This window comes from Crenothrix sp., from assembly GCF_043729335.1.
Taxonomy (GTDB): domain Bacteria; phylum Pseudomonadota; class Gammaproteobacteria; order Methylococcales; family Methylomonadaceae; genus Crenothrix.
Genome location: NZ_JAYTLQ010000056.1, coordinates 46,057 through 66,245, shown reverse-complemented (window position 1 = coordinate 66,245; position 20,189 = coordinate 46,057). Strand labels below are relative to the sequence as shown.

The following is a 20,189-nucleotide window of genomic DNA, read 5'->3' as shown; positions in this document are numbered from 1 at the left end:
TAGAAATCCCAACCTGCAATTTCTGAGTAATTACATTATTTAAGCATGAGTTTTTCGTGCCTTTCGTGGACAATAAAACTCCTAAAAAACTACTCAACTCTTAACCATGTCTCAAGACACTTTAATCAGTACCCTGTTCCGTCAAGAAATTTTGGCGATGTCGAGTTACCACGTCGCCGATGCGACAGGTTTGATCAAACTGGATGCTATGGAAAATCCTTACAGTTGGCCTGAAGACCTTAAGCAACAATGGCTGGAGACTTTAAGAAACTGCGCGTTAAACCGCTACCCTGACCCTGAAGCCAAACAGCTCAAGCACACCATCCGCAGCACCAATGCCATCGCCGATGAGTGGGAAATTATGCTCGGCAATGGTTCCGATGAAATCATCCAGCTACTGTTAATGGCGTTGCCCGCTGGTTCAAGCGTATTAAGCCCCGCACCGGGCTTTGTGATGTACAAACAGCTCAGTGATTGTTTGGGGCTAAACTACATCGGCGTTCCGTTACAGGCAGATAACTTCGATCTGGATTTATCCGCCATGCTAGCGGCGATAAAACAGTATCAGCCGTCAGTTATTTTTATTGCTTACCCAAATAATCCTACCGGCAATTTGTTCAGCGAAACGGCTATCAAAGATATCATCAATACAGCCAAAGGTTTGGTGATTATCGATGAAGCCTATGCGCCGTTTGCCGATGCCAGTTTTATTCATCAATTAGGGCAATATGCCAATGTCATGGTGATGCGTACCGTGTCTAAATTGGGACTTGCGGGATTGCGTTTGGGTTATTTGGTGGGCAGCCCTGCATTTATTGAACAGCTCAACAAAATCCGTTTACCGTATAACATCAATATTCTTACCCAAGTCAGTGCGGAATTTGCGCTCAGCAACAGCGCGGTATTTGAACAGCAAACCCAGGCTATTTGTGCGGATCGCGCTATTATGCTGACACAGCTTAATGCACTGGAAGGCATCATTGCTTATCCTAGCAACGCTAATTTTATTTTATTTAGAGCGCCCAAAGATCGGGCTAATGACATTTTTGCCTCAATTAAACAGCAAGGCGTGTTGATTAAAAATATGAATCCGCAAGGCGGTTTGTTAGTGGATTGTCTGCGGGTGACTGTGGGTAAGCCGGAAGAGAATGAACGGTTTTTAACCGCTTTAAAAAATAGTTTGGTGGTTGTAGGTTAAGAGGTGTTGTTTTACAAAATTGCTATAAAAACATTAAGGGAACCTTTAATTATGCGATTGGACAAATTCTGTGCGAACGGTATCCTATCAATTCAACCGCTTATCCGTTCGTGCCATTCGAAAAGCTCATGAGAGCGCTGTAGAAGCATGAGCGGATAATTTTTAGAGGTTCCCATAATTTAATACTTACACTGAGCTGATTTTTTCCCGAATTTTTTTAAGAACATAGTGGGGGATTGAATAATAGTTAACACAAGTAACCTTTTCACCACCAAACGATAATTTAAACTCGTTAATGCCTTTCAGGCTTTTATCTTCGGTATTATCTGCGTAGCCCCCAAAGTCCATTATTTTGTAACCCGCTTCCTTAAAAAAAATAATATCTTTGTAAGTCAATAATTTACCAGCTCTTCCGGTTAGGTTTTTATCAATATTTTCATCTAGCCTATTGGAGGCTGAATGAAGCAGCCTCGCTATTCCTACTTCTTCATCAACCAGATAACTATGCACCGCCAGCGTCTGTCCATTTAAGGTTGCGAAACTCATTTTAATGTTGTCGCCCATTTCTTCTATACGGCTTTTACTGGTAAGCCATATTTTTTTTGAATTTGCAAAAGCGTTATGAAAACTAACAAATTCATCGATCTTATCGTCTCGGAAATGGCATTCTACGAGCTCTTTTTGTGAATTTTTTATGTCTCGTCTAAGGGTGGGGCGGAAATTTGCAAAAATCGTTTCAATATCTGAGTCAAGTTTGAGCTCAACTGTGCAGGAATTGTCTTGGATGCCAAATATCTTTTGGTTTTCCGCATCTTTAATATGCAGATAAGCATTTAAGGTAAACAAATCCCGGAAATTAAATTTATACGTGAACCATGTCTCAGTCACCTTAACATAAGAAAATTTTTTATGGAATCGTGCCATATTGTTCCTTTTACTCACTTAAATATGGGTTTAAATTTAAGGGCCAGCATCTAGCAGGCACTTTTAAGATTTATGTGTGGTTTTGTTCGTAATGTTCCTGTTTCGTGGATTTTTTAAGTGTTAGCGATACTGCGTTGAGATGAATTAATAAAAATGCCAACAGCAATGTTGTGTATTAGGCATTATAAGGCTTAACGCATAGGATTAGTCGCCTTAAGAGTTGATAAAAACCGTACAATGTAGGTGAGGAGTCATTCGCATTGTGTGGAGAAAACGGGCATCTACACCAAAAACTTGTTCAAGAAACAGAACCATCAACGGAATAGTTTACCATCTGAGCCTTGGATTTTTGCTGTTTTTTAATTTATTCAATGTGTGCAAAAACAGTGTTGATAAAAGAGTCAAGATATTGAACATCATATCGATTCCTGGACGGCATTGATTTTTGGAAATCAGTGGATGATTTTTAGATGACTATTGAAAATTCCTATTGTTATACATGTACATAGCGTTCTGTAAGCTTCATTAATATCAGGCTATCTGAACACTCTACTGAGTGTGATGCGCTACTAGGTGCAGATAATTTTGCAGTTTCGATAATTCCTGCCACTACTTATATCGTGTGTGACCAGCCACGGTATAAGCTACATCTATGATTATAATTAATAATCTAACTTAATTTAGGAAGCTATAAGTTGTTTGGCATGATTAGTGCTAAATTCTGTCTGTATGCTGATGGTAATTCCTAATAATTACCGATAAATTTTTCTTTATTAGGGTAGCCATAACTCCTAATCGGCACTTAAGCCAGTGCTTTTATACTGACAGCTTATATTTTTAATGAAGTTTAACAACTCAAAGTAAGGACACAGCCATGAGACACCCAAATTTATTACCCCTCACCGCAGCCATTGCATTATTGGTGGGATCTGTTTCACCAGCGCCATCTTGGCTACCAGGATTTACTAGTGAAGCCTTTGCGGCCAGCAATAACGTAGATCAAGACAGTGACAATGACGGCATCAAAAATAAAAGTGATGTTGATGACGATAACGACGGCATCAAGGATAAAAGTGATGTTGATGATGATAACGACGGTATCGCTGATAAAAGCGACTTTGATGATGACAATGATGGCATTCCAGATAAAAGCGATGCCGTAGACAGCGACGGTGATAACGATGGTATTCCCGACAACAAAGATAGCGATGATGACAATGACGGTATTATCGATAGTAAGGATAACGACGATGATAATGATGGCATACTAGACAAAAAAGACCATGACGACAATGATGATGACAATGACGGCATAGCAGATAGTCTCGACAAAGATAACGATAACGACGGTATTGCGGATCTGCAAGACAAAGACGATGATAATGATGGTCTGTCCGATTTGACTGAAAAACTTGATGACAATGACGACGATAATGACGGTATTGCCGATAAGCTCGATAAAGATGATGACAATGACGGTGTGTTGGATATCAATGATCTGGATGATGATAATGACGGCATTGCCGATAAACTCGATAAAGACGATGACAACGACGGTGTGTTAGATCAAGCCGATAAAGATGACGATAATGACGGTGTTGCCGATAAAGACGATGAAAACGGTAATGACGATGACAACGATGGCATTGTCGATGATTTAGATACGGATGACGATAACGACGGCATTAAAGATGCTGTTGATACCGACGATGACAACGACGGCATACTCGATAGTAATGATAGGGATGAATACGATGATGACGAAGATGGTATCGAAGATAGTGTAGATACCGATGACGATAATGATGGCATTACCGATGCCAAAGATACCGACGATGACAATGATGGCGTTAAGGACAGTGTGGATAGCGATGACGATAACGACGGGTTAGCCAATAGTAACGACAGCGATAGCGATGACGACGGTGTTGATGACAGCAAAGATGAAAACAAATGTGACGATGAGGATAACGACGGCATTCCCGACAATAAAGACAAAGACAGTGATAATGATGGTGTAACCGATGACCGCGACCACGATCAGGGTAATGACGGGATACCAGGCAGTGGGAAAAAATCTGGCAGTGATGATAGCTGTGTATAAAATGGCTAATTTTACTTTGCTGTAAACATCACTTTAGCCAAGGCGAGCCTAAAATCCCGTCTTGGCAGGATACCTGTGCCTTAATAGTTTTTTATCCCTTCAGCAGTACTCGTATTCACGAATATTGTGATTTTTAGCATTAGCTGTTCTTCAAAAACCTACCCATTTTGCATACCATAATTGCAGTTCTGCAAGTATGGTATGCGGTTATTTGTACTTAATTTAAGTATAATTATTTTTTATTCAATAAGATAAATTCTAGCTCGATTCATGCTTGAAAGTATTTTAAGTCTATTTATCTTAGTTAAAGGCCTGGTTCATACTTGCATGTATTTTCGAAGATGATTGAACTTTTCCAAGTTAATTAGCAATTCACAGGCGTATTGAAAAAATGCTTTTGGCCAATTATTACAATTTGGAAGAATGATGGATCATAAATGGTTTAATTTAGCCTTGATATGCTGTGCTGGTAGCGCTTTGATGATAGCACCGAGTTTGGCTTGCCTGCACTGTGGATGTTGAGTAATCCGGTTTTTAAGGAATGTTTTTTAAACCTAGTGAAATGCAGTAAAGTGCGCTTAAGCTTGCATTGATATTCTGAAGGATCATCATGAAAATAAAAAATGCCCTTGCTTGCTCTCGCTATGCTGGCAACAATTACCTTTGCCAATGCCACAGAAGTTGGGCAACTTGCGCCACAGTTTACCTTACCGACATTGCAGCAAGGCCAACCAACGGCATTAAGGGTGTGGTGCAAAAAATATACCACGGCTTTATCGCAACCGATATTGATGAATTAGAAAAGAAAGCCACACAATTTTTAGCCAAAGTAAGAGTCGCCTATGAAACTATATTACGGGTTATTGTTTATTACCGCACTGTCACTTACTGGCTGTACGGAAGTGATGCCAAGGCAGCGAGGTGCTTTGGCACTGCCGCAAATGGCCTTGACACCGGATCCTATGGAATTTGGATTTAGGCAGCACACTGCATTCAGTAAAGAAGCCGCGTCTGGTGGTTATGGCGGCGGCGGAGGTGGTTGTGGTTGTAACTGATGACAACGTGGGTTTGATGGATGAGTTAAATAGTAATGCGGTTGTCGAGGGAGTGGCGAGTGAGTAATCAGGAAAAATCTAATTTTGTCGCTTGTTTGAGTGTTGCGGCACTGGCGTTACCCGGCTTAATGCAAAGCGCGGTAGCGGGGAGGGTGGAAGAAACCTATAATGCCGATTTCCAATATGGCCATTACTCTGAAAGCAGTTCGCGTATTGATGTGAATACGTATGAAGGCGTATTGGCAGCGCCGATTGGTAAGTCGATGACCGGTTCTGTAGCTCTGGTACGCGACATTGTTGCTGGTGCATCACCTAAAAATAACGAGTTGGATAGCCAAGGCAATATTAAACAAATTATTAGTGGCGCGTCTAAAAGAGCGTTAACCAGCGAATGTGGCAAATCGATTTGCGATAGCCGTGACGGTATCAGCCCGTCGTTAACCTATTTTTTTGATAGCGGTTCGGTTAATCTTAATGGCGGTTTTTCCAGGGAAAATGATTACACCTCGCGCTATGTGGGCACATCTATTAGCAAAGATTTTAATAAAAAATTGACGACATTAAATGTTGGTGGTTCAGTGGCCTTCGATGAAATTGACCCCACCGACCGTCCGGCGCTTAAGGGCAGTAAAACCACCCAGCAATATTTGCTGGGGGTATCGCAAATTATTAATAAAGATAGCTTATTGCTTAGCAATGTCACTTTTGCCTATAGCAGCGGCTATTTGTCTGACCCCTACAAACTGGTTTATTTTTACGATAACGGGTTATTTGTCGATTTTAGACTGGATACCCGGCCACGCGAGAAATTTCAATTTGCGTGGTTAACCCAGTACGTAAGGCATTTTGGCGATTTGAATGACGCGGCCTTGCATATAGATTACCGCTTTAGCACTGACAGCTGGGGAGTGAATGCCCACACAGTTGAAGCAAGCTGGCATCAGCCGGTAGGGGAGGGTTGGCAGGTTATTCCACGGGTGCGTTATTACTCGCAGGATCAGGCTGATTTTTACCAAGCTGTGGGTACTGATCTCCAGGCTAAATATTATTCCAGTGATTACCGTTTAGCAGGTTTTGGCGCGGTAACTGCGGGCCTTCATGTGAGTAAAGAATTTACCGAATTAGCACCATTATCGCATCTGAAATTTCAGATAGGCGGTGAATATTATAACCACAGTGCCAGTTATCAATTGGGCGGTAATAATGCCGGAGATTTTGCCGACTTTAATTATTTCCTGATTACTGGCTCATTTAACATGAGATTTTAGACGCGTGATAACAACTAACGGGTTTGAACGATTTACCTTGAGGGCTGAATGATGATGATTAAAAATACGTTACCTATTGTTTTATTGTTTTTAATGGGCTTGCTATGGGGGGATATGGTGTTTGCCGAAGCCCCCAAAATGCAAGTGAGTGTTAATGCCATCAATGCGACAACATGGCCGGCACAGTATAAAATTACCTTGACAGTACCCAAAGACCATCATGCTTATTTGGATAAAGGCACTGAAAATATTTATATTCCGGTTGCCTTTGATACCGATGCCAAGCTGGCCGCTTCCGGTTTAAGCGTCAGTAAGCTGGAAAAGCCAGCCGGTGTTTATGATGCTGAAGTAAAAGCCACGGTTTTGCGTGATAAAGGTGATTTTACCTTATCGCTAACGCCAATCGGTAAAGGAGTTAGCCTGCCAAATATCGGCGTGGCTATCCAATACCAACTGTGTAACGATGCCACGCATGTGTGTTTCCGTCCGCAACACACTCAGGCGGAATTATCTTTGCCCGCTGCCGAAGATGAGTCGCTCAGCTTTACCGACAAGTTGTTGTCCCTGTTTCAAAATAACAAGGACAGCACTTTCATATTGTTTGGGCTGATGCTGATTGCGGGTCTGTTATCGGTAGCGACACCGTGCGTGTACCCTATGCTGCCGATTACCTCCATGTTTATTGTTAACCGGGCGCAAGGCCACAAAGACAAGGAAAAGCATCATGCTGGCGCCTATATGGTAGGTATGGTCGGCACTTATATGGTGCTGGGATTACTGGCGGGTATGACCGGCGGCGCCTTCAATACCTTTATGCAGTCAGCAACTGTTAATTTGGTCTTTGCGGTATTTTTTGCTTTTTTTGCTGTCGCCTTGCTGGGTTTTTACGAACTGAGTTTCATGCAGAATGAAGTCCATACTTTAGATCAAAAAACCACCCGCGTTAACGGTTTGGGCGGTACCTGGCTAATGGGTACCGTGGCCGGATTGGTGATTTCACCTTGCGTCGGGCCAATTGTTTTTGCCTTGTTGCTGCAAGTGGCCGATAACATTGCCGCTAAATCGGATGCGCTGGCTTTAGTCAATCAAAGTATGGGCTTTTGGGATAAATTGTTGGTGGCTTCACAAGGCGGCTTTATGATGGGCGGCTTTGGTTTAGGCGTGGCGTTGCCGTTTTTTATTGTCAGTGTGGTCAAATTTAAAAAGTTGCCGAAAGCCGGTTACTGGATGAATAAAATCAAATATGCTTTTGGTTTTATGATTCTGTACTTTGCCTATATCTACTTTGCCAAAGGTATGGGTGTGTTAGGTGTCGATCCTAAGGTGACTGCTTCTTTAGCCATTGGCATGGTGGCTATCTGGATTGCCGTGGTGCATTGCCATGTGTTGAGTTTGCTCCCCCGTGATGCGATGCCGAATGAAAAAATGCACCATTATTGTGGCGTGGTCAGTCTGTTAATTGGCGGGTGGTTAGTTTCAAGCGGCATGGGCAGTCTACCTTTTGTGGGTAATGCGGGGGCATCTGGGCTATTGGCCAGTGCCGCATCACCGATTGTAGCAACTGCGAACAGTGCTCAGGCGATACACGAAGAAGCGGGCATTAAGTGGTACAGAAATATTGCCGAGGCGCAAAAAGTAGCGCAACAAACCGGCAAACCGATCTTTATCGATTTTTATGCCAGCTGGTGTGCCAACTGTACTGCTTTCAAAGAAGAAACCGTCAGTAATGAGAGCTTAAATCATGCCCTGCGTGAAAGCGCGATTGCGGTGAAACTGATTGATAAAGAGCCGGATTTTGAAAAATTCCGTGATAATCCTGAGCACCGTCAATTAAAAATTGGCCTGCCATATTTTGCTATTTTAAGCCCAGATGGCAAGGTCACTTGGTCAGGTACCGATTATAAAGCCACTGAGAAAATGGTATCGGTATTGGATAATGGTGCGGTTTAAAAATACTTATTTAGCGAGATGTTGTAGATGAATAAAAAAATGCTGAGTGTTGCTACGTTAGTGATAGGCACAATCGGAAGTATCACGGATGTTTTAGCAAGACCGGAATTTGTCGTTCCAACCGGTGCAGCAGGTTGCACCAGTTGCCATTTTGATGATTTTGGCACTGGCTTTAAACCGGGTGTTCTTGAAGCTTCTAAAGGTGGATTGCCAGGGCTTAAGGAGTTCTTGCATCCAACGCCTGTTAAAACCGGTGATACCAAGCCTGTGCTTCATCTTATTAATGAATATTGGGATGTCACCGTGGGCAGTGCGCCGCTGGTGATCCCGCTATTGGTTTCCGATGCAGAAGATGATGCGTTTATGGTTAATGTTTCAATACCTTCCATAAAAAATGGCGGTTTAGCCGTTAAAGGTGCGGTGTTATCATCGGAACGAACCGATTTGGAAAGTAATCTGCCCGCGATTGACTTTAAATGGCAGCCGACTGCGGCGCAAGCCAATAAAACCTACACTGTTAATTTTACCGCTAAAGAAAAAGGTGTGGGTCGCAAGTTGCTGTCAAATACAGTTACCGCGACTATTAACGTGTGGCCAGCACGGCACAGCGCTACTAAAAATGTCAGTCAATTTAAAGTACAGCGGGCACAATGGAGTAATAACAGCCTTAATCTTACCGGTGCAGTTATTTTTAAAAGCACGCTAACAGCTGCGCAACGTAACGCTGCGTTAAAGACGCTGAGCCTGAAAATGAGGACTAACAGTGGATTTGGTGTGGGGTCTGCATCGCATTTAACTGCTGATGCTAACGGCAATTGGAAAAAATCGGTAGCTCTTAAAGCCGCCGCAGTACCGTGTACGATTAAGCTGGAATACGAAGGTCTGAATGCAACCAGTCCTGTTAAGTTAGCCCCTAAAAAGACGTGTTTGCAATAGGCGTTTTTTAAAACAGATGCTTTCGCCTGAGTGCCCAAAAGGGCTACAGGCGAGGGTTTTTACCGGCCAAGATAACTTTGAAAAGGCTTCACAGGCCCTAAAAGTCGACTGCGACCACTCTTGCCAACTGCCGGTACATTTAAAAAGTTATCTTTTGCCAACGTGAGATTTTGTGAGTTTGCCGTGCCTGCATGGCCGTGAGGAATCAAAATCTGCGGATGATCAAACGGTGCTTTTTCCCAGCGTACCCGCTCATCAGTCAGCGATTTTAAAAAGGCGACCAAATCTGCTCTTTCTGCTGTCGAAATGCCTTGCGGAAATACCAGTGTGGCAAAGTGATGCGGGTTATTAAAATTACCGCCTCGGAAATAAAAATCAACCACTTGCTCAAGCGTCAACATGCTGCCATTGTGCATGTAGGGCGCGGTGAGTTCCACGTTACGCAATGACGGTATTTTAAACGCGCCTTTTACAGCGACCAGGGCGCGGCCTTGCTCTTTTTTCTTCATCTCCGCCAGTAACACCGAAGCTTTGGGCAACTTGGCGTATACACTACGGCCACCGCAGCCCTGTTTGCCTATCACATCGGTGATCAATTCGCTGGCTTTGTAATCTTTAGCAAAAGGGTTATCCAAATTGCAGGCCTTCACTATTAACGGATCCACCATTTTTTTGTGGGTTAACAGCGTTTGCATGTACTGGGTACTAAAGGCTAATGGATTACCGAACGGATCGTTGCCACCGACACCTAAATCGTAACTGGTAGGAGTGACACTGGTATTAAAAAAGCCTTCGTCCATCATGCCAAAGACAACGCCGCTAGAGGTAAATGCGCCATTAAGCGTTTTACGGATAACCAGGCCTTTATCAGGTCCCGGTACATTATAAATACTCGGATTAGCCGCCGAGGATAAGGTAGGGCCTTTGTGGCAGGTAGCGCAATGCGCATCCAGAAAAAGCTTCATACCGCGCACTTGCTGGGGATTTAAGCCTTTAGGAATTTCAGGATCACCGGCTTTACGTGGGGTATCGAACTGTGATTGATCAGAGATCAGGGTCTGCTCATAAAGCTGAAGTGCCACGCCAAAAAACAATGAAAAATTGGCTTCCATTTGATTATACGCAGGCGCGGCTTTGCCGGTGGCTTGACCAAACTGGCCTTTACCCGACCAATAGCGCGTTGCAAAAGATTTTTTTATCAGTGCCTCATAAGTGGTTTTAAGGCCTTTGCTGTTAGATAAACGCAGCCCTGCCAATACGCTGTCTTGTACGTGGACATGCTGTTTTGCTAGTGGCCGCAGCTTGAATATCTTGCGGGCAATATCAGGAAATTTACGATTGCTACAAGACATTTCCGAATTGCTGATAGCTGGTGCGGTAGCCTGCGATGCTAACGATGCATTTTCAAGTCTTAATAGTTGTTTGCGTACCGTGCCATCGGGTTGTACTACCCAAATACGGGCATTGGTATCGCGCGCACCATAAGGCGACACGCCATTAAAAATATTATTGGCGCGGCCATCCCAAAAATTGCGAAAGTTAAAGCCGGCATTAATCACTGATGGCGTGTGGCGAGCCTGTGACTGACGCGCGTTTAAGTCACCGATATGGTAAATGCTATCGTCTTTGGAAGTGCAATCATCGTGAACCGTATCGCTGGCGTTGGCTTGTTTGAATGATCTGAGAAAAACCCCGGCGGAAGAAAATACATCGTCTGTTGAAAAAACGACTTTCGAATCTCGGTTCGTAGGGTCAGTCAGTTGATAAAACGGAAAATCACTGACCCGTATTTTATAATTAACGCCCCCTACGCCACCGGTTGCCGTGTGTTGAAAGGTTGTTGATGTTTTGGCTTTAGCGTGCAGTGCGCCTGTTGACAATTGATTGATAACGCGGCCATCGGCACCGGCATGAAAGTGACAACTTGCGCACGCCATGCCATCGCTACCGACATTAATATCCCAAAATAACGCCTTGCCCAATTGTATGGCCGCAGTTTTATTAATCACAATCGGTGCCTTTCCATCCAGCAACCCAGGTGTCGTGGGCATTTTCACACCCTTTAAAGATATGGGCGTTGGGTCATGTGCGACTACCTGTTGTAGCGGTAACATCGCCATAACCAGCAAAAAAGCAGTACGGCGGTTATTCTTGATTTTAGTCAATAAAAATGCAGTCATCTGTATAGTTTTAAGTGGTTGGATATGGCTTACTTATGCTGGGAACATTGTAATGGGTGTAGGTGCTTGTGTATGAAAGAGAAGCGGCAGTTGAAGAGACTTATCAACTGCCACCCCGACATCATTTAATGTTTAACGCTGACGGTTGTCTCTACCTCATGTGTAACTGCGCCGTTAATACCCGCTGCTGGATTAAATGCCCCAACCACAAACATGTAGTTACCTGCTTTAGCGGCTTTAAAAGTGAGTGTTACCGTACCCGAAATTTTGTCTTTAATAGCATTCATGCCTACAGGGGGTGTCAGTATTTTAGTGCCATCATCATCCAGGCCGTAACCTTTATGGCCATCACCGTCGTAGCCATAAGCCACAACCTTCATTGAAATATTGCCCAGGGCTTTATTGGTTGTTTCGTCTTTTGCGCCAGCTTCGTAGAAATTGGCATTTTGTGGGTAGAAGTGATCAACCACGTAAGTATCCGGCGCAGTATCGTCCTTGCCACGATGCCATACGGTAATAGCAGGATGCAATCCAGCCACTTTAGTAACCAGTTTAATGGTTACTATTTTATTTTTCACCTTCGTGGTAAATTTGCCCCAGTCGGAACTGTGTGTCCATCCCATGTCGCCAAAGGCGGGATCTCGCCACCCTGATTTTCTGACATTGAGAATTTTTTTAGGTCCAGTTGGTACAGTAAATCCAACAACGCGGGCAGGTTTTGTTGCTGCATAAGCCGAGGACAGTGAAAGACCAACAATCGCCAAAGCAACCGTGTTAATAATCAACTTACGATTTAATTTCATACTATTTTTTCCTTTGGTGTGTTAAAAATTTATGATAAAAAAAACCGATGCTACATCGCGTGGGGGTATTTTTACCCATTTGGTAGTTCTGGTTTTGATGCAGATCAAAAAAACTGAATCGGTTCGATATTGCCACAGGGAGATCGATACCGATTTAGCATCTTTTAAGGTGTAACGCTGACTGTAGCGGTAACTTCATGTTTATTTTTGCCATCAAATGCCTTAATGGGGTTAAATCCTCCCACAACAAACTGGTAATTGCCTGATAGTGGTGCTTTAAATGTGAGAACCAGTTGACCTGGGATTTTATCTTTAATGCCTTTTACCCCAGCAGGCGCTTTGAGAATTTTGTTGCCATTATCATCAAAACCATAGCCGTTGGTATGGCCATCATTATCGTAACCGTTGCCAATATGGCGCATGAAAATATTACCTATGGCTTTACCGGTGGCTTCGTCTTTTGCGCCAAATTCAGAGATACTGGCATTTTGCTGGTAAAAGTGATCCTGTACATAAATATCAGGAGCGGTATCGTTTGCACCACGATGCCAAACCGTAATGCCAGGATGCAAGCCTGGAACCTTGGTAATCAGGGTTATTTTTATCACTTTACCTTTGGTTGTGGAAAACTTGCCCCAGTCTGAGCTGTGTGTCCAGCCCATATCACCAAACAACGGATCGCGCCAGGATGCTCTTTTTATTTTAAGAATGTATTTAGGTGTTTTAGGCGTAAATGCCGCGAATCTAGTAGGCTTTGTTGCTGCGTTAGCTGTGGATAGGGAAAACGCGACAACGGCAAAAGTAAGGGCGCTAACAATAAGCTTTTGGTTTAATTTCATGCTAATTTCCTGATTTTGTGAATACTAGATAACTTATGATTAAAGCATGTTTCATGCCAAATAATAGACATCCTTTGATTTAGGTACTTAGCTTATTAATATATTGATTGTATTGTTTATTTCCTGTTTTAACTTGAGGCATCACTTTCCGTTTTTTTTCGAAAAATAGCTATCAGGGTTGTTGATAGCGCTAAAAATAGGTCATATCACCTATTTTTTTCTGAATAGATTGTTTTTATCTTTTTGTATTAATGGGAGTTTTTTAAAATTAGGTCATATGACATAATAAAGGTGTGTTATATGACGTAGTTTAATTAATGCTTACATCTATTCTGATGTGATGGCATTGAAATTCTTTTTACTTGGAGTACAAACCTAGGTTTGTACTCCAGCGTGAGAACGATAAATTATTTTATCGTCAATTCCCCGCACTTTTAATCACCCTCGTGTTTCACCTAAATTGAGTAGCAAAAAATCGACTTAAAAAGCTCGTACAGCACGAACAGCAAATCCGCCGTACTTATCATATTTATCCTGATGGCCATCCGCAAAGCTTTGATACCAGGCTGATTCGTTATTGTATTCTGACGAACTCCAGTAACCCCGGGTGGTAAATTTACCGATATTTGTCAACTGAGCGGCAGCGCCTTTACCGATGTTTTTGTACATTAACGCTAACTCATTTTTTGACGGCAAGAACCAGTCGCTGTAACCACCCAGCACTAAGCGATCGCACAAAGTAGCGGCATAAAAACCAACGCCTTGGCTTTTGATGATGGCAGCGGTGTTGGTCTTGCCCGTGCCAACGCTTGTCTTGTCGGCATGGGTGTTGCTATAAAAGCCATCGTTATACCATTGCAGACCTGTGCTTTGGTCAGTGGGGGCGGCAATTAAGCCATGTTTTCCTGTGCGATCAACATAAAAAATAATGCCGCCGCCGTAACGTTTGCCGATGCTCAATACCCTGTCTTCAAAGCTTATTGCAGCTATACCGAGTTGCTGGGCAGGGCTTATATTGCGGGCATTAACACTGACATAACCCCCTTTAGCAAATTTCCATTGGTCTATGATTTTAGCGGCATTATTTTGTGCCAATAACAGCCATTTTCCTGGGTTTGCGGCTTGGTTTATGGTGACTTCAAAACAGGGGTGAGACACATCCTTACTAGTACACACACGATTACCTGGCCTATTACCCTTAAGATAAAGTCGATATTTGGCATTGCTTGCGGTGCTGCTTGGCGGTACTTGTAGCCAAATTTTATACGTTGAGGGTGCGGGTGCAAGCCATTGCACACTGGAATTGCTACCGCCTTGCAAGCTGATTTGCGTTGCGTCGACCGATTTGCCGTTAGCAGGTAAGGCGTGTGCGGTTGTGATGGTTAGTATTACTATGTACAGCGTAAAAGCAAAGCGGATAATGGTTGATGACATAAGATTTCCCGTTAAAAAATGGGGTGATTGCGCGTGTTTATTCGGTAATGCCGTCAGTATCTTAAACTGAACAGGTGACTTGATAAAGCGGTGGGCAATTGTGCGACAAGTAGCGCTTTATTTTTTCTAAAACTGTGTGATATGACCTATTTTTGGTTAGCTAAATCAACGGATTAAATTATTTATAAAACATTAACTAATTGATATTTTTATATTAATTTGTATTTAACATAAAAAATACCCTTGATAATCTAGCAGCATAGGTAATTTATAAGTAGTTAAATATCAATTAGTTATGGATAAAATTGTGTGATATGCCACACTTTTTAGTAAAAATAGGGCATATCACACAGTTTGTGAGGCAATGGAATATTAAGTTATTGATTTTATATTTATTTATATGCTGGCATGGTAAGTGCTATATACGTAATGCGCGTCATGATTCGTGTTATTTGCAATGACTAAAACTGCATTTAATGTGCCTTAAAACGTAAACCTGTCGCGTCTATACATAATCTAACTTTACGAAGGAAAACCATAATGAAAACTATAAGCACTTTATTGTCTGTAGCTGTTATCAGCTTAATGTCTGTTTCTGCAAGCCATGCAACCACGCAAGCCTCTACGGTTTTTCACTTCACTCCCGCTAAAAATACCGATACTTTCAGTGTTCGTGCCAGTGGCTGGAGTGATCCCAAATTTGGCGATTTAGGCTGGGTACACAGTTCTGATTGGGGTACTTTTCATGCCAGAAAAGGCCAAGTGATTACTATAGCCATGGTATCCAAAGAAGCCGGTTTCCATCCAGGTTCCACTGTTTATTTTCGTGGTGCAAATGATACTGCAGATGACAGTTACATCCCTGATGTTGCCCTGACCCAAACCGCTACCATGGCCAAATGGGGTGCTGCCAACGATGATACTGGCGAACCTTTGGGTGACATTGTAATGCAATACATTACCCACGGTTATGACGGCGACAAGACAGTCGGTGCGCCTGCTTTAACCTTTAAAAAAATAAACGACGGCGTGAGCGGAAAGTTAGTTCTCAAGTTTAAGGCGCCTCAAACTGGATTGTATGAGTTTGTTACTGGCGGCTACAAACCAGCTCCATTTGTTAATACTAAAGTGGCTCACATGGTAAAAGTAACTATTAGCGCCAAATAATCTGCTGTAAGTGATTTCAGGTTGATTTCTTTGGTATTTGGCCGGAGGAGTTAGCGGCAATGGAAGGCTTAAATTAAAAGCTAAGCCGCTGCAGGCGGCGAATACATGACTAAAAGAGAATTTTAAAATGATGATGAATAAAAAATTAATTGTAATTAGTTTGTTTGCGGTAGGCAGCATAGCTGCAACAAGCCTTGTTTCCGCGCATCCTTGGTATATAGGCCCTGCTAATGCTGCGGGTAGTTGTGGCGATTGCCATGTGGGTGGTACCCGCAGCAAGACATTCCAACCAGGTTTATTAGAGCTGTTCCCCATAAATCAAAAACTGGCTGTCCAGGATAAAATTAAGGCTATTTTTAAATTGACCGATGCCCAACGTTTGCCGGCATTTAAAAAATGGGACAAGATTATTAACCCTAAACCTACAACCCCAGATACCGCGCCAGTCGCAAAAGTAGGCGCTGCCGTGTATACCTATACCATAGGTGCAAAACCACTGGTTATTCAATTAATGGTTAAGGATGCAGAGCATGACACTTACACCATCGATCAAGATTTTGATGGTGCCAAAGCAAAGATGGGGACTTTTAAAAATAAGATGTCAACTGCTACTATTACCTGGAGTGGTATACCCGCAGCATACGCAGGCCAGACTTTTCCGATGGAGCTTTCTGTAAAGGAAGACCAACGTAAAAAAGGCCGGATTTTAAAATCTAACGCGGTTAAATTTAAGGTCAAAATTTTGGCCAAAAAGAAGTAGTTAAATAGTACTCTCTAAGCGTGGCTTCTTACCGAAGCCACAGTCTATAATGAATCTAATAAGTTATTAACGTGCATTACTAATGATCAGGACTTATCTTTTTATGCTATCAGAGAACTTGGTCAAAGGTATTATTTTTACGGGTACATTTTTGATAGTTACGGCATTCTTTATAGATAGCGTTAGCGCACAGGGTAATACGCCACTGTCATTAAAAGGTGTCCCAGTGCCGGTAACACCAGGTCTGCTCAATGGTAAAACGCCAATAGTAATCAATAAAACCGCTGCCATTGTATTAGGCAAGGCCTTATTTTGGGATACAGCGGTGGGCAGTGACGGCATGGCCTGCGCCTCGTGTCATTTTCATGCCGGTGCAGATGCTCGCGTTAAAAATCAGTTGGCAACAGGCGTATTTCATAAAAAACCAACCGGATTGACGTTTCAAAAAACAGCCTCAGGTAGCATCGGCGGTATCAATTACACGCTCAAGCGCAGCGATTTTCCGCTGTACCAGCTTGCCGATCCGCTGAATAAAGAATCCAAGGTGCTGTTTAATACCGATGACGTGGTGTCTTCGTCAGGGGTATTTTTAAGTCTATTTAACGGGTTGGATCAAAGCGGCAGTTCGGTAGATGATTGCACTTCAAGCAAGGATAGCGTTTTTCATTTAGGAGCTGTCAACACCCGCCAAGTACAAGATAGGCAAGTACCCAGCGTGATTAATGCGGCCTTTAATTTCCGTAATTTTTGGGATGGCCGGGCCAATAATATTTTTAATGGCGTATCGCCGTATGGTGCGCGGGATGTTCACGCGGGCATTTGGGTGTTGGGCAATGATGGCAAGGTTAGAAAACATAGCCTACGCCTGGAAAATGCTTCGCTAGCCTCGCAAGCTGTTGCGCCACCGCTTAACGACTCAGAGATGAGTTGCAAACAACGGGTTTTACCCGCGATTGCCCGTAAATTATTGCTGCACCGCCCTTTGGCAACGCAAGCTGTGCATCCTGAAGATAGCGTACTGGCAAAATTGCGCCATGCGTCGGGTAAAGGCTTGAATACTTCATATCAAGCTTTAGTAAAAACCGCCTTCGCCCAGCGCTATTGGAAGGGAACGGGTGATTTTGGTAGCCCTAGCGCGGCACCGGCTAAGCCTTATAATCAGATGGAAGCCAATTTTTCCTTATTTTTAGGATTATCGTTACAGCTTTACCAACAAACCCTGGTGTCTGATCAAACGCCGTTTGATACACCGCGTATAACCACTGTTTTCCCACATATCCCTAAAGGCCTAAATCTTTCACAGCGACGCGGTTTGAAGGTGTTTCTTGATGCGGGTTGCAATGTTTGTCATACCGGACCAACGTTATCAGCCGCCGCCCATCCTGATGTGTTCAGGCCTTTTAAAGGCTTTTCTTCACTGCGTTTAGTCAATCGTGATTTGTTGAACGGGTCTTTTATTCCGCACCGGGGTACATTAAAACCACTGATGGATGAAGGCTATTTTAATACCAGCGTTACGCCGGAGAATTATGATCTGGGCGTAGGCGGTAAAGATCCTTATGGGAATCCATTATCTTTTAGTGAGCAATACGCCCAACAGTTGTTGACCGGTAAGCCGTTAAACGATCCGGTGGCGATTAATGCCTGTGATTTCAACAAAACCTTTACTGACGATTATCTGGCGAAAGAATTGAGAAATGACCCCTACACCAAGGGTGTGTGTAACCATAAACCCTATCAAAAAATACCGACAGTCGCCGCATGGCAAGCCGAGTTAAAAAAAGGTAAATTTGGCAGGGCTTTTATTGCTACCAAGGGTGCGTTTAAAGTGCCGTCATTACGCAATGTTGAGTTAACCGGCCCATACATGCACAACGGCAGTTTGCTGACTTTGGAGCAAGTGGTGGATTTTTATTTCCGTGGTGGTAATTTTACCAATGACGCGCATTTTGCTGCCTTGGTATTGCAACAACCGATTACCAAGCAGGAAAAAGCGGATTTGGTGGCATTTTTAAAATCACTCACCGATGAGCGGGTGCGCTGGGAAAAAGCCCCGTTTGATCATCCGCAATTACGTGTCCCGCACGGACACAGTGCTTTTGTTGATCCTCATAACCTTAAACAAGCAGAAGATTTATATTTAACCGTTCCAGCGATAGGAAAAAAAGGACGGGGTAATTTAGGAGCTTTGAAGCCATTCCACGCTTATTTGTAACCTTAAGTATTTAACGCTAATAGCTACCAACTTAAGACGGGACAACTTGAAATAAAGCCGTTCGTGGTGAGCTTGTCGAACCATGAACCACAAGTCCTTCGACAAGCTCAGGACGAACGGATGGATGTCCCGTCTTAAGTTGGTAGCCACGCTAATTAACCTCTTTAGCTATTAAAGCCTCAAAACTTGAGCATTCTCGTCTTTGGGTAATTTAGTGCTTCCCAAAGGCGAGGAATGTTCTTGTCTTTAAATATGGCAAACGTTACGGCTTCACATCGTTTATCTGCAAACTAATCCATCCCGTCATCCCTGAATCTGCGCAGCTATTAAATGCTTAATGTTGTGCATACATTATTAAGGCTGTGATATTTAGATAAATTTAAGAGTATTCACAGTCAATTTTTCGTAGAATAGACAGCTGTTAACATCAATTTGGAGTAATGGAGTATGAAGTCCGCTAAATACCTTTCTATTTTTACATTGGCTAGCAAACAGGAGCGAAAGGAAAATTTTGACAGTTATTGGGAATTTACCCAAAATCATGGTGGTGAACTGTTTGAGGTCGAAAAGGATTTGGCTAAAAAACGCGCCAGACTTCAGTATTTTAAAGATAATCCAGTTAAACTGCGTACGCCGTTGGCAAATCCTGAATTGTTCTATCGTAATTACATCGACATGCAAGATGATCCAAAAGCCTTGGAACCAATGATTTTAATGTTAACGGGCATGTATAAATTTGCCCGCCATGAGTGGGTAGGTATTAAAGGTGCGTGGGATGTCGTGCCAGATATGGCTAACTCACACTCTGTAGAGGATAAAATCAGCAGGGTGCATTTGGCAGAAGAGTTTTGTCATTGGCGCTTGTTTGATGAAATGTTGCGTACCTGTGGTTTAACAGAGGTTGAATGGAAGCCTTTAAGCCCGGTTAAAGAATGGATTTACGAACAATTTCCTAAATTTCCTGGCTTTTTGATGGATGCGCCCGCATTTGTGACTGAGCTGATGGGCGTTACCTATTATTTTTATCTGCACCGGTTGTTTGACAAGTTATTGGCAGATGAACCCGAAGTGCGCGACCGCTTGAAAGAATTACTGGATGAAATTACTATTGATGAAATTGCCCATGTGGGCCAACGGCGTAATTTTATTGGCCCGATAGGCATGAAAGTCTCAAAATGGCTGGTTAAGCCGTTTTACACGATGTTCTTTAATGACATTCCCGAAGTAGGTCAATTGTTTGATGTCAAACAAATGATCAAAGACGGCCAAGCCTTTGACTTTAACGAAGTACCGGATTATATGGTCGAACGCAGTTGGATACCTTCCTACTGTAGAGCATAATCATCGAATACTTGC

16 protein-coding genes are annotated in these 20,189 nt (G+C 43.0%); 11 read left to right on the top strand and 5 right to left on the bottom strand.

The genetic code is table 11. The features are described 5' to 3' along the window. The first annotated feature begins 106 nt into the window (after positions 1–106). Positions 107–1,198, top strand: a complete 1,092-nt coding sequence (hisC, locus tag ACHZC4_RS12915) for a histidinol-phosphate transaminase (RefSeq protein ID WP_394754277.1) — start codon at positions 107–109, stop codon at positions 1,196–1,198. 186 nt (positions 1,199–1,384) lie between these two features. Here the strand turns inward: hisC and ACHZC4_RS12910 are convergent, their stop codons facing one another. Further along, the gene (locus tag ACHZC4_RS12910) at positions 1,385–2,122 is read right to left on the bottom strand and encodes a hypothetical protein (protein WP_394754276.1); all 738 of its coding nucleotides are present in this window, start codon (positions 2,120–2,122) and stop codon (positions 1,385–1,387) included. Positions 2,123–2,996: 874 nt separating this feature from the next. Between ACHZC4_RS12910 and ACHZC4_RS12905 the strand changes: the two genes are divergently transcribed. The 6 genes from ACHZC4_RS12905 (at position 2,997) to ACHZC4_RS12880 (ending at position 9,435) form a co-directional block, all read left to right on the top strand. Then, positions 2,997–4,226, top strand: a complete 1,230-nt coding sequence (locus ACHZC4_RS12905) for a hypothetical protein (protein ID WP_394754275.1) — start codon at positions 2,997–2,999, stop codon at positions 4,224–4,226. Between the two features lie 623 nt (positions 4,227–4,849). Continuing rightward, positions 4,850–5,026 carry a hypothetical protein gene (locus ACHZC4_RS12900; protein ID WP_394754274.1) on the top strand — a complete coding sequence of 59 codons (177 nt, stop codon included), beginning with the start codon at positions 4,850–4,852 and terminating at the stop codon, positions 5,024–5,026. A gap of 42 nt (positions 5,027–5,068) precedes the next feature. Continuing rightward, positions 5,069–5,281 (top strand): DUF4266 domain-containing protein, encoded by a 213-nt coding sequence (locus ACHZC4_RS12895; RefSeq protein WP_394754273.1) that lies wholly within the window; start codon positions 5,069–5,071, stop codon positions 5,279–5,281. A gap of 59 nt (positions 5,282–5,340) precedes the next feature. After that, a complete protein-coding gene (locus ACHZC4_RS12890; RefSeq protein ID WP_394754272.1) occupies positions 5,341–6,549 on the top strand; it encodes a DUF3570 domain-containing protein in 1,209 nt (402 codons plus the stop codon). A gap of 48 nt (positions 6,550–6,597) precedes the next feature. Beyond that, on the top strand, positions 6,598–8,499 hold the full coding sequence (locus tag ACHZC4_RS12885) for a protein-disulfide reductase DsbD family protein (RefSeq protein ID WP_394754271.1): 1,902 nt from the start codon (positions 6,598–6,600) through the stop codon (positions 8,497–8,499). A gap of 27 nt (positions 8,500–8,526) precedes the next feature. Beyond that, positions 8,527–9,435, top strand: coding sequence for a hypothetical protein (locus ACHZC4_RS12880; RefSeq protein WP_394754270.1), 909 nt, complete (start codon positions 8,527–8,529; stop codon positions 9,433–9,435). Positions 9,436–9,494: 59 nt separating this feature from the next. Here the strand turns inward: ACHZC4_RS12880 and ACHZC4_RS12875 are convergent, their stop codons facing one another. From ACHZC4_RS12875 to ACHZC4_RS12860, 4 genes are all read right to left on the bottom strand, one after another. Then, positions 9,495–11,615 carry a cytochrome-c peroxidase gene (locus ACHZC4_RS12875; protein WP_394754269.1) on the bottom strand — a complete coding sequence of 707 codons (2,121 nt, stop codon included), beginning with the start codon at positions 11,613–11,615 and terminating at the stop codon, positions 9,495–9,497. A gap of 125 nt (positions 11,616–11,740) precedes the next feature. After that, positions 11,741–12,418, bottom strand: coding sequence for a copper(I)-binding protein CorA (gene corA / locus ACHZC4_RS12870; RefSeq protein WP_394754268.1), 678 nt, complete (start codon positions 12,416–12,418; stop codon positions 11,741–11,743). Positions 12,419–12,582: 164 nt separating this feature from the next. Continuing rightward, positions 12,583–13,257: a copper(I)-binding protein CorA gene (gene corA, locus ACHZC4_RS12865; RefSeq protein WP_394754267.1), complete on the bottom strand. Its 675-nt coding sequence runs from the start codon at positions 13,255–13,257 to the stop codon at positions 12,583–12,585. A gap of 480 nt (positions 13,258–13,737) precedes the next feature. Beyond that, positions 13,738–14,691: a DUF1566 domain-containing protein gene (locus ACHZC4_RS12860; protein ID WP_394754266.1), complete on the bottom strand. Its 954-nt coding sequence runs from the start codon at positions 14,689–14,691 to the stop codon at positions 13,738–13,740. A 540-nt stretch (positions 14,692–15,231) separates the two neighbouring features. On the opposite strand from ACHZC4_RS12860, the gene corA (ACHZC4_RS12855) reads away from it, so the two are divergent. From corA (ACHZC4_RS12855) to ACHZC4_RS12840, 4 genes are all read left to right on the top strand, one after another. Continuing rightward, positions 15,232–15,858, top strand: a complete 627-nt coding sequence (gene corA, locus ACHZC4_RS12855) for a copper(I)-binding protein CorA (protein WP_394754265.1) — start codon at positions 15,232–15,234, stop codon at positions 15,856–15,858. 127 nt (positions 15,859–15,985) lie between these two features. Further along, positions 15,986–16,618, top strand: a complete 633-nt coding sequence (locus tag ACHZC4_RS12850) for a hypothetical protein (RefSeq protein WP_394754264.1) — start codon at positions 15,986–15,988, stop codon at positions 16,616–16,618. Between the two features lie 103 nt (positions 16,619–16,721). Then, positions 16,722–18,833: a cytochrome-c peroxidase gene (locus tag ACHZC4_RS12845; protein WP_394754263.1), complete on the top strand. Its 2,112-nt coding sequence runs from the start codon at positions 16,722–16,724 to the stop codon at positions 18,831–18,833. A gap of 447 nt (positions 18,834–19,280) precedes the next feature. Next, on the top strand, positions 19,281–20,174 hold the full coding sequence (locus ACHZC4_RS12840) for a hypothetical protein (RefSeq protein ID WP_394754262.1): 894 nt from the start codon (positions 19,281–19,283) through the stop codon (positions 20,172–20,174). Positions 20,175–20,189: the final 15 nt, after the last annotated feature.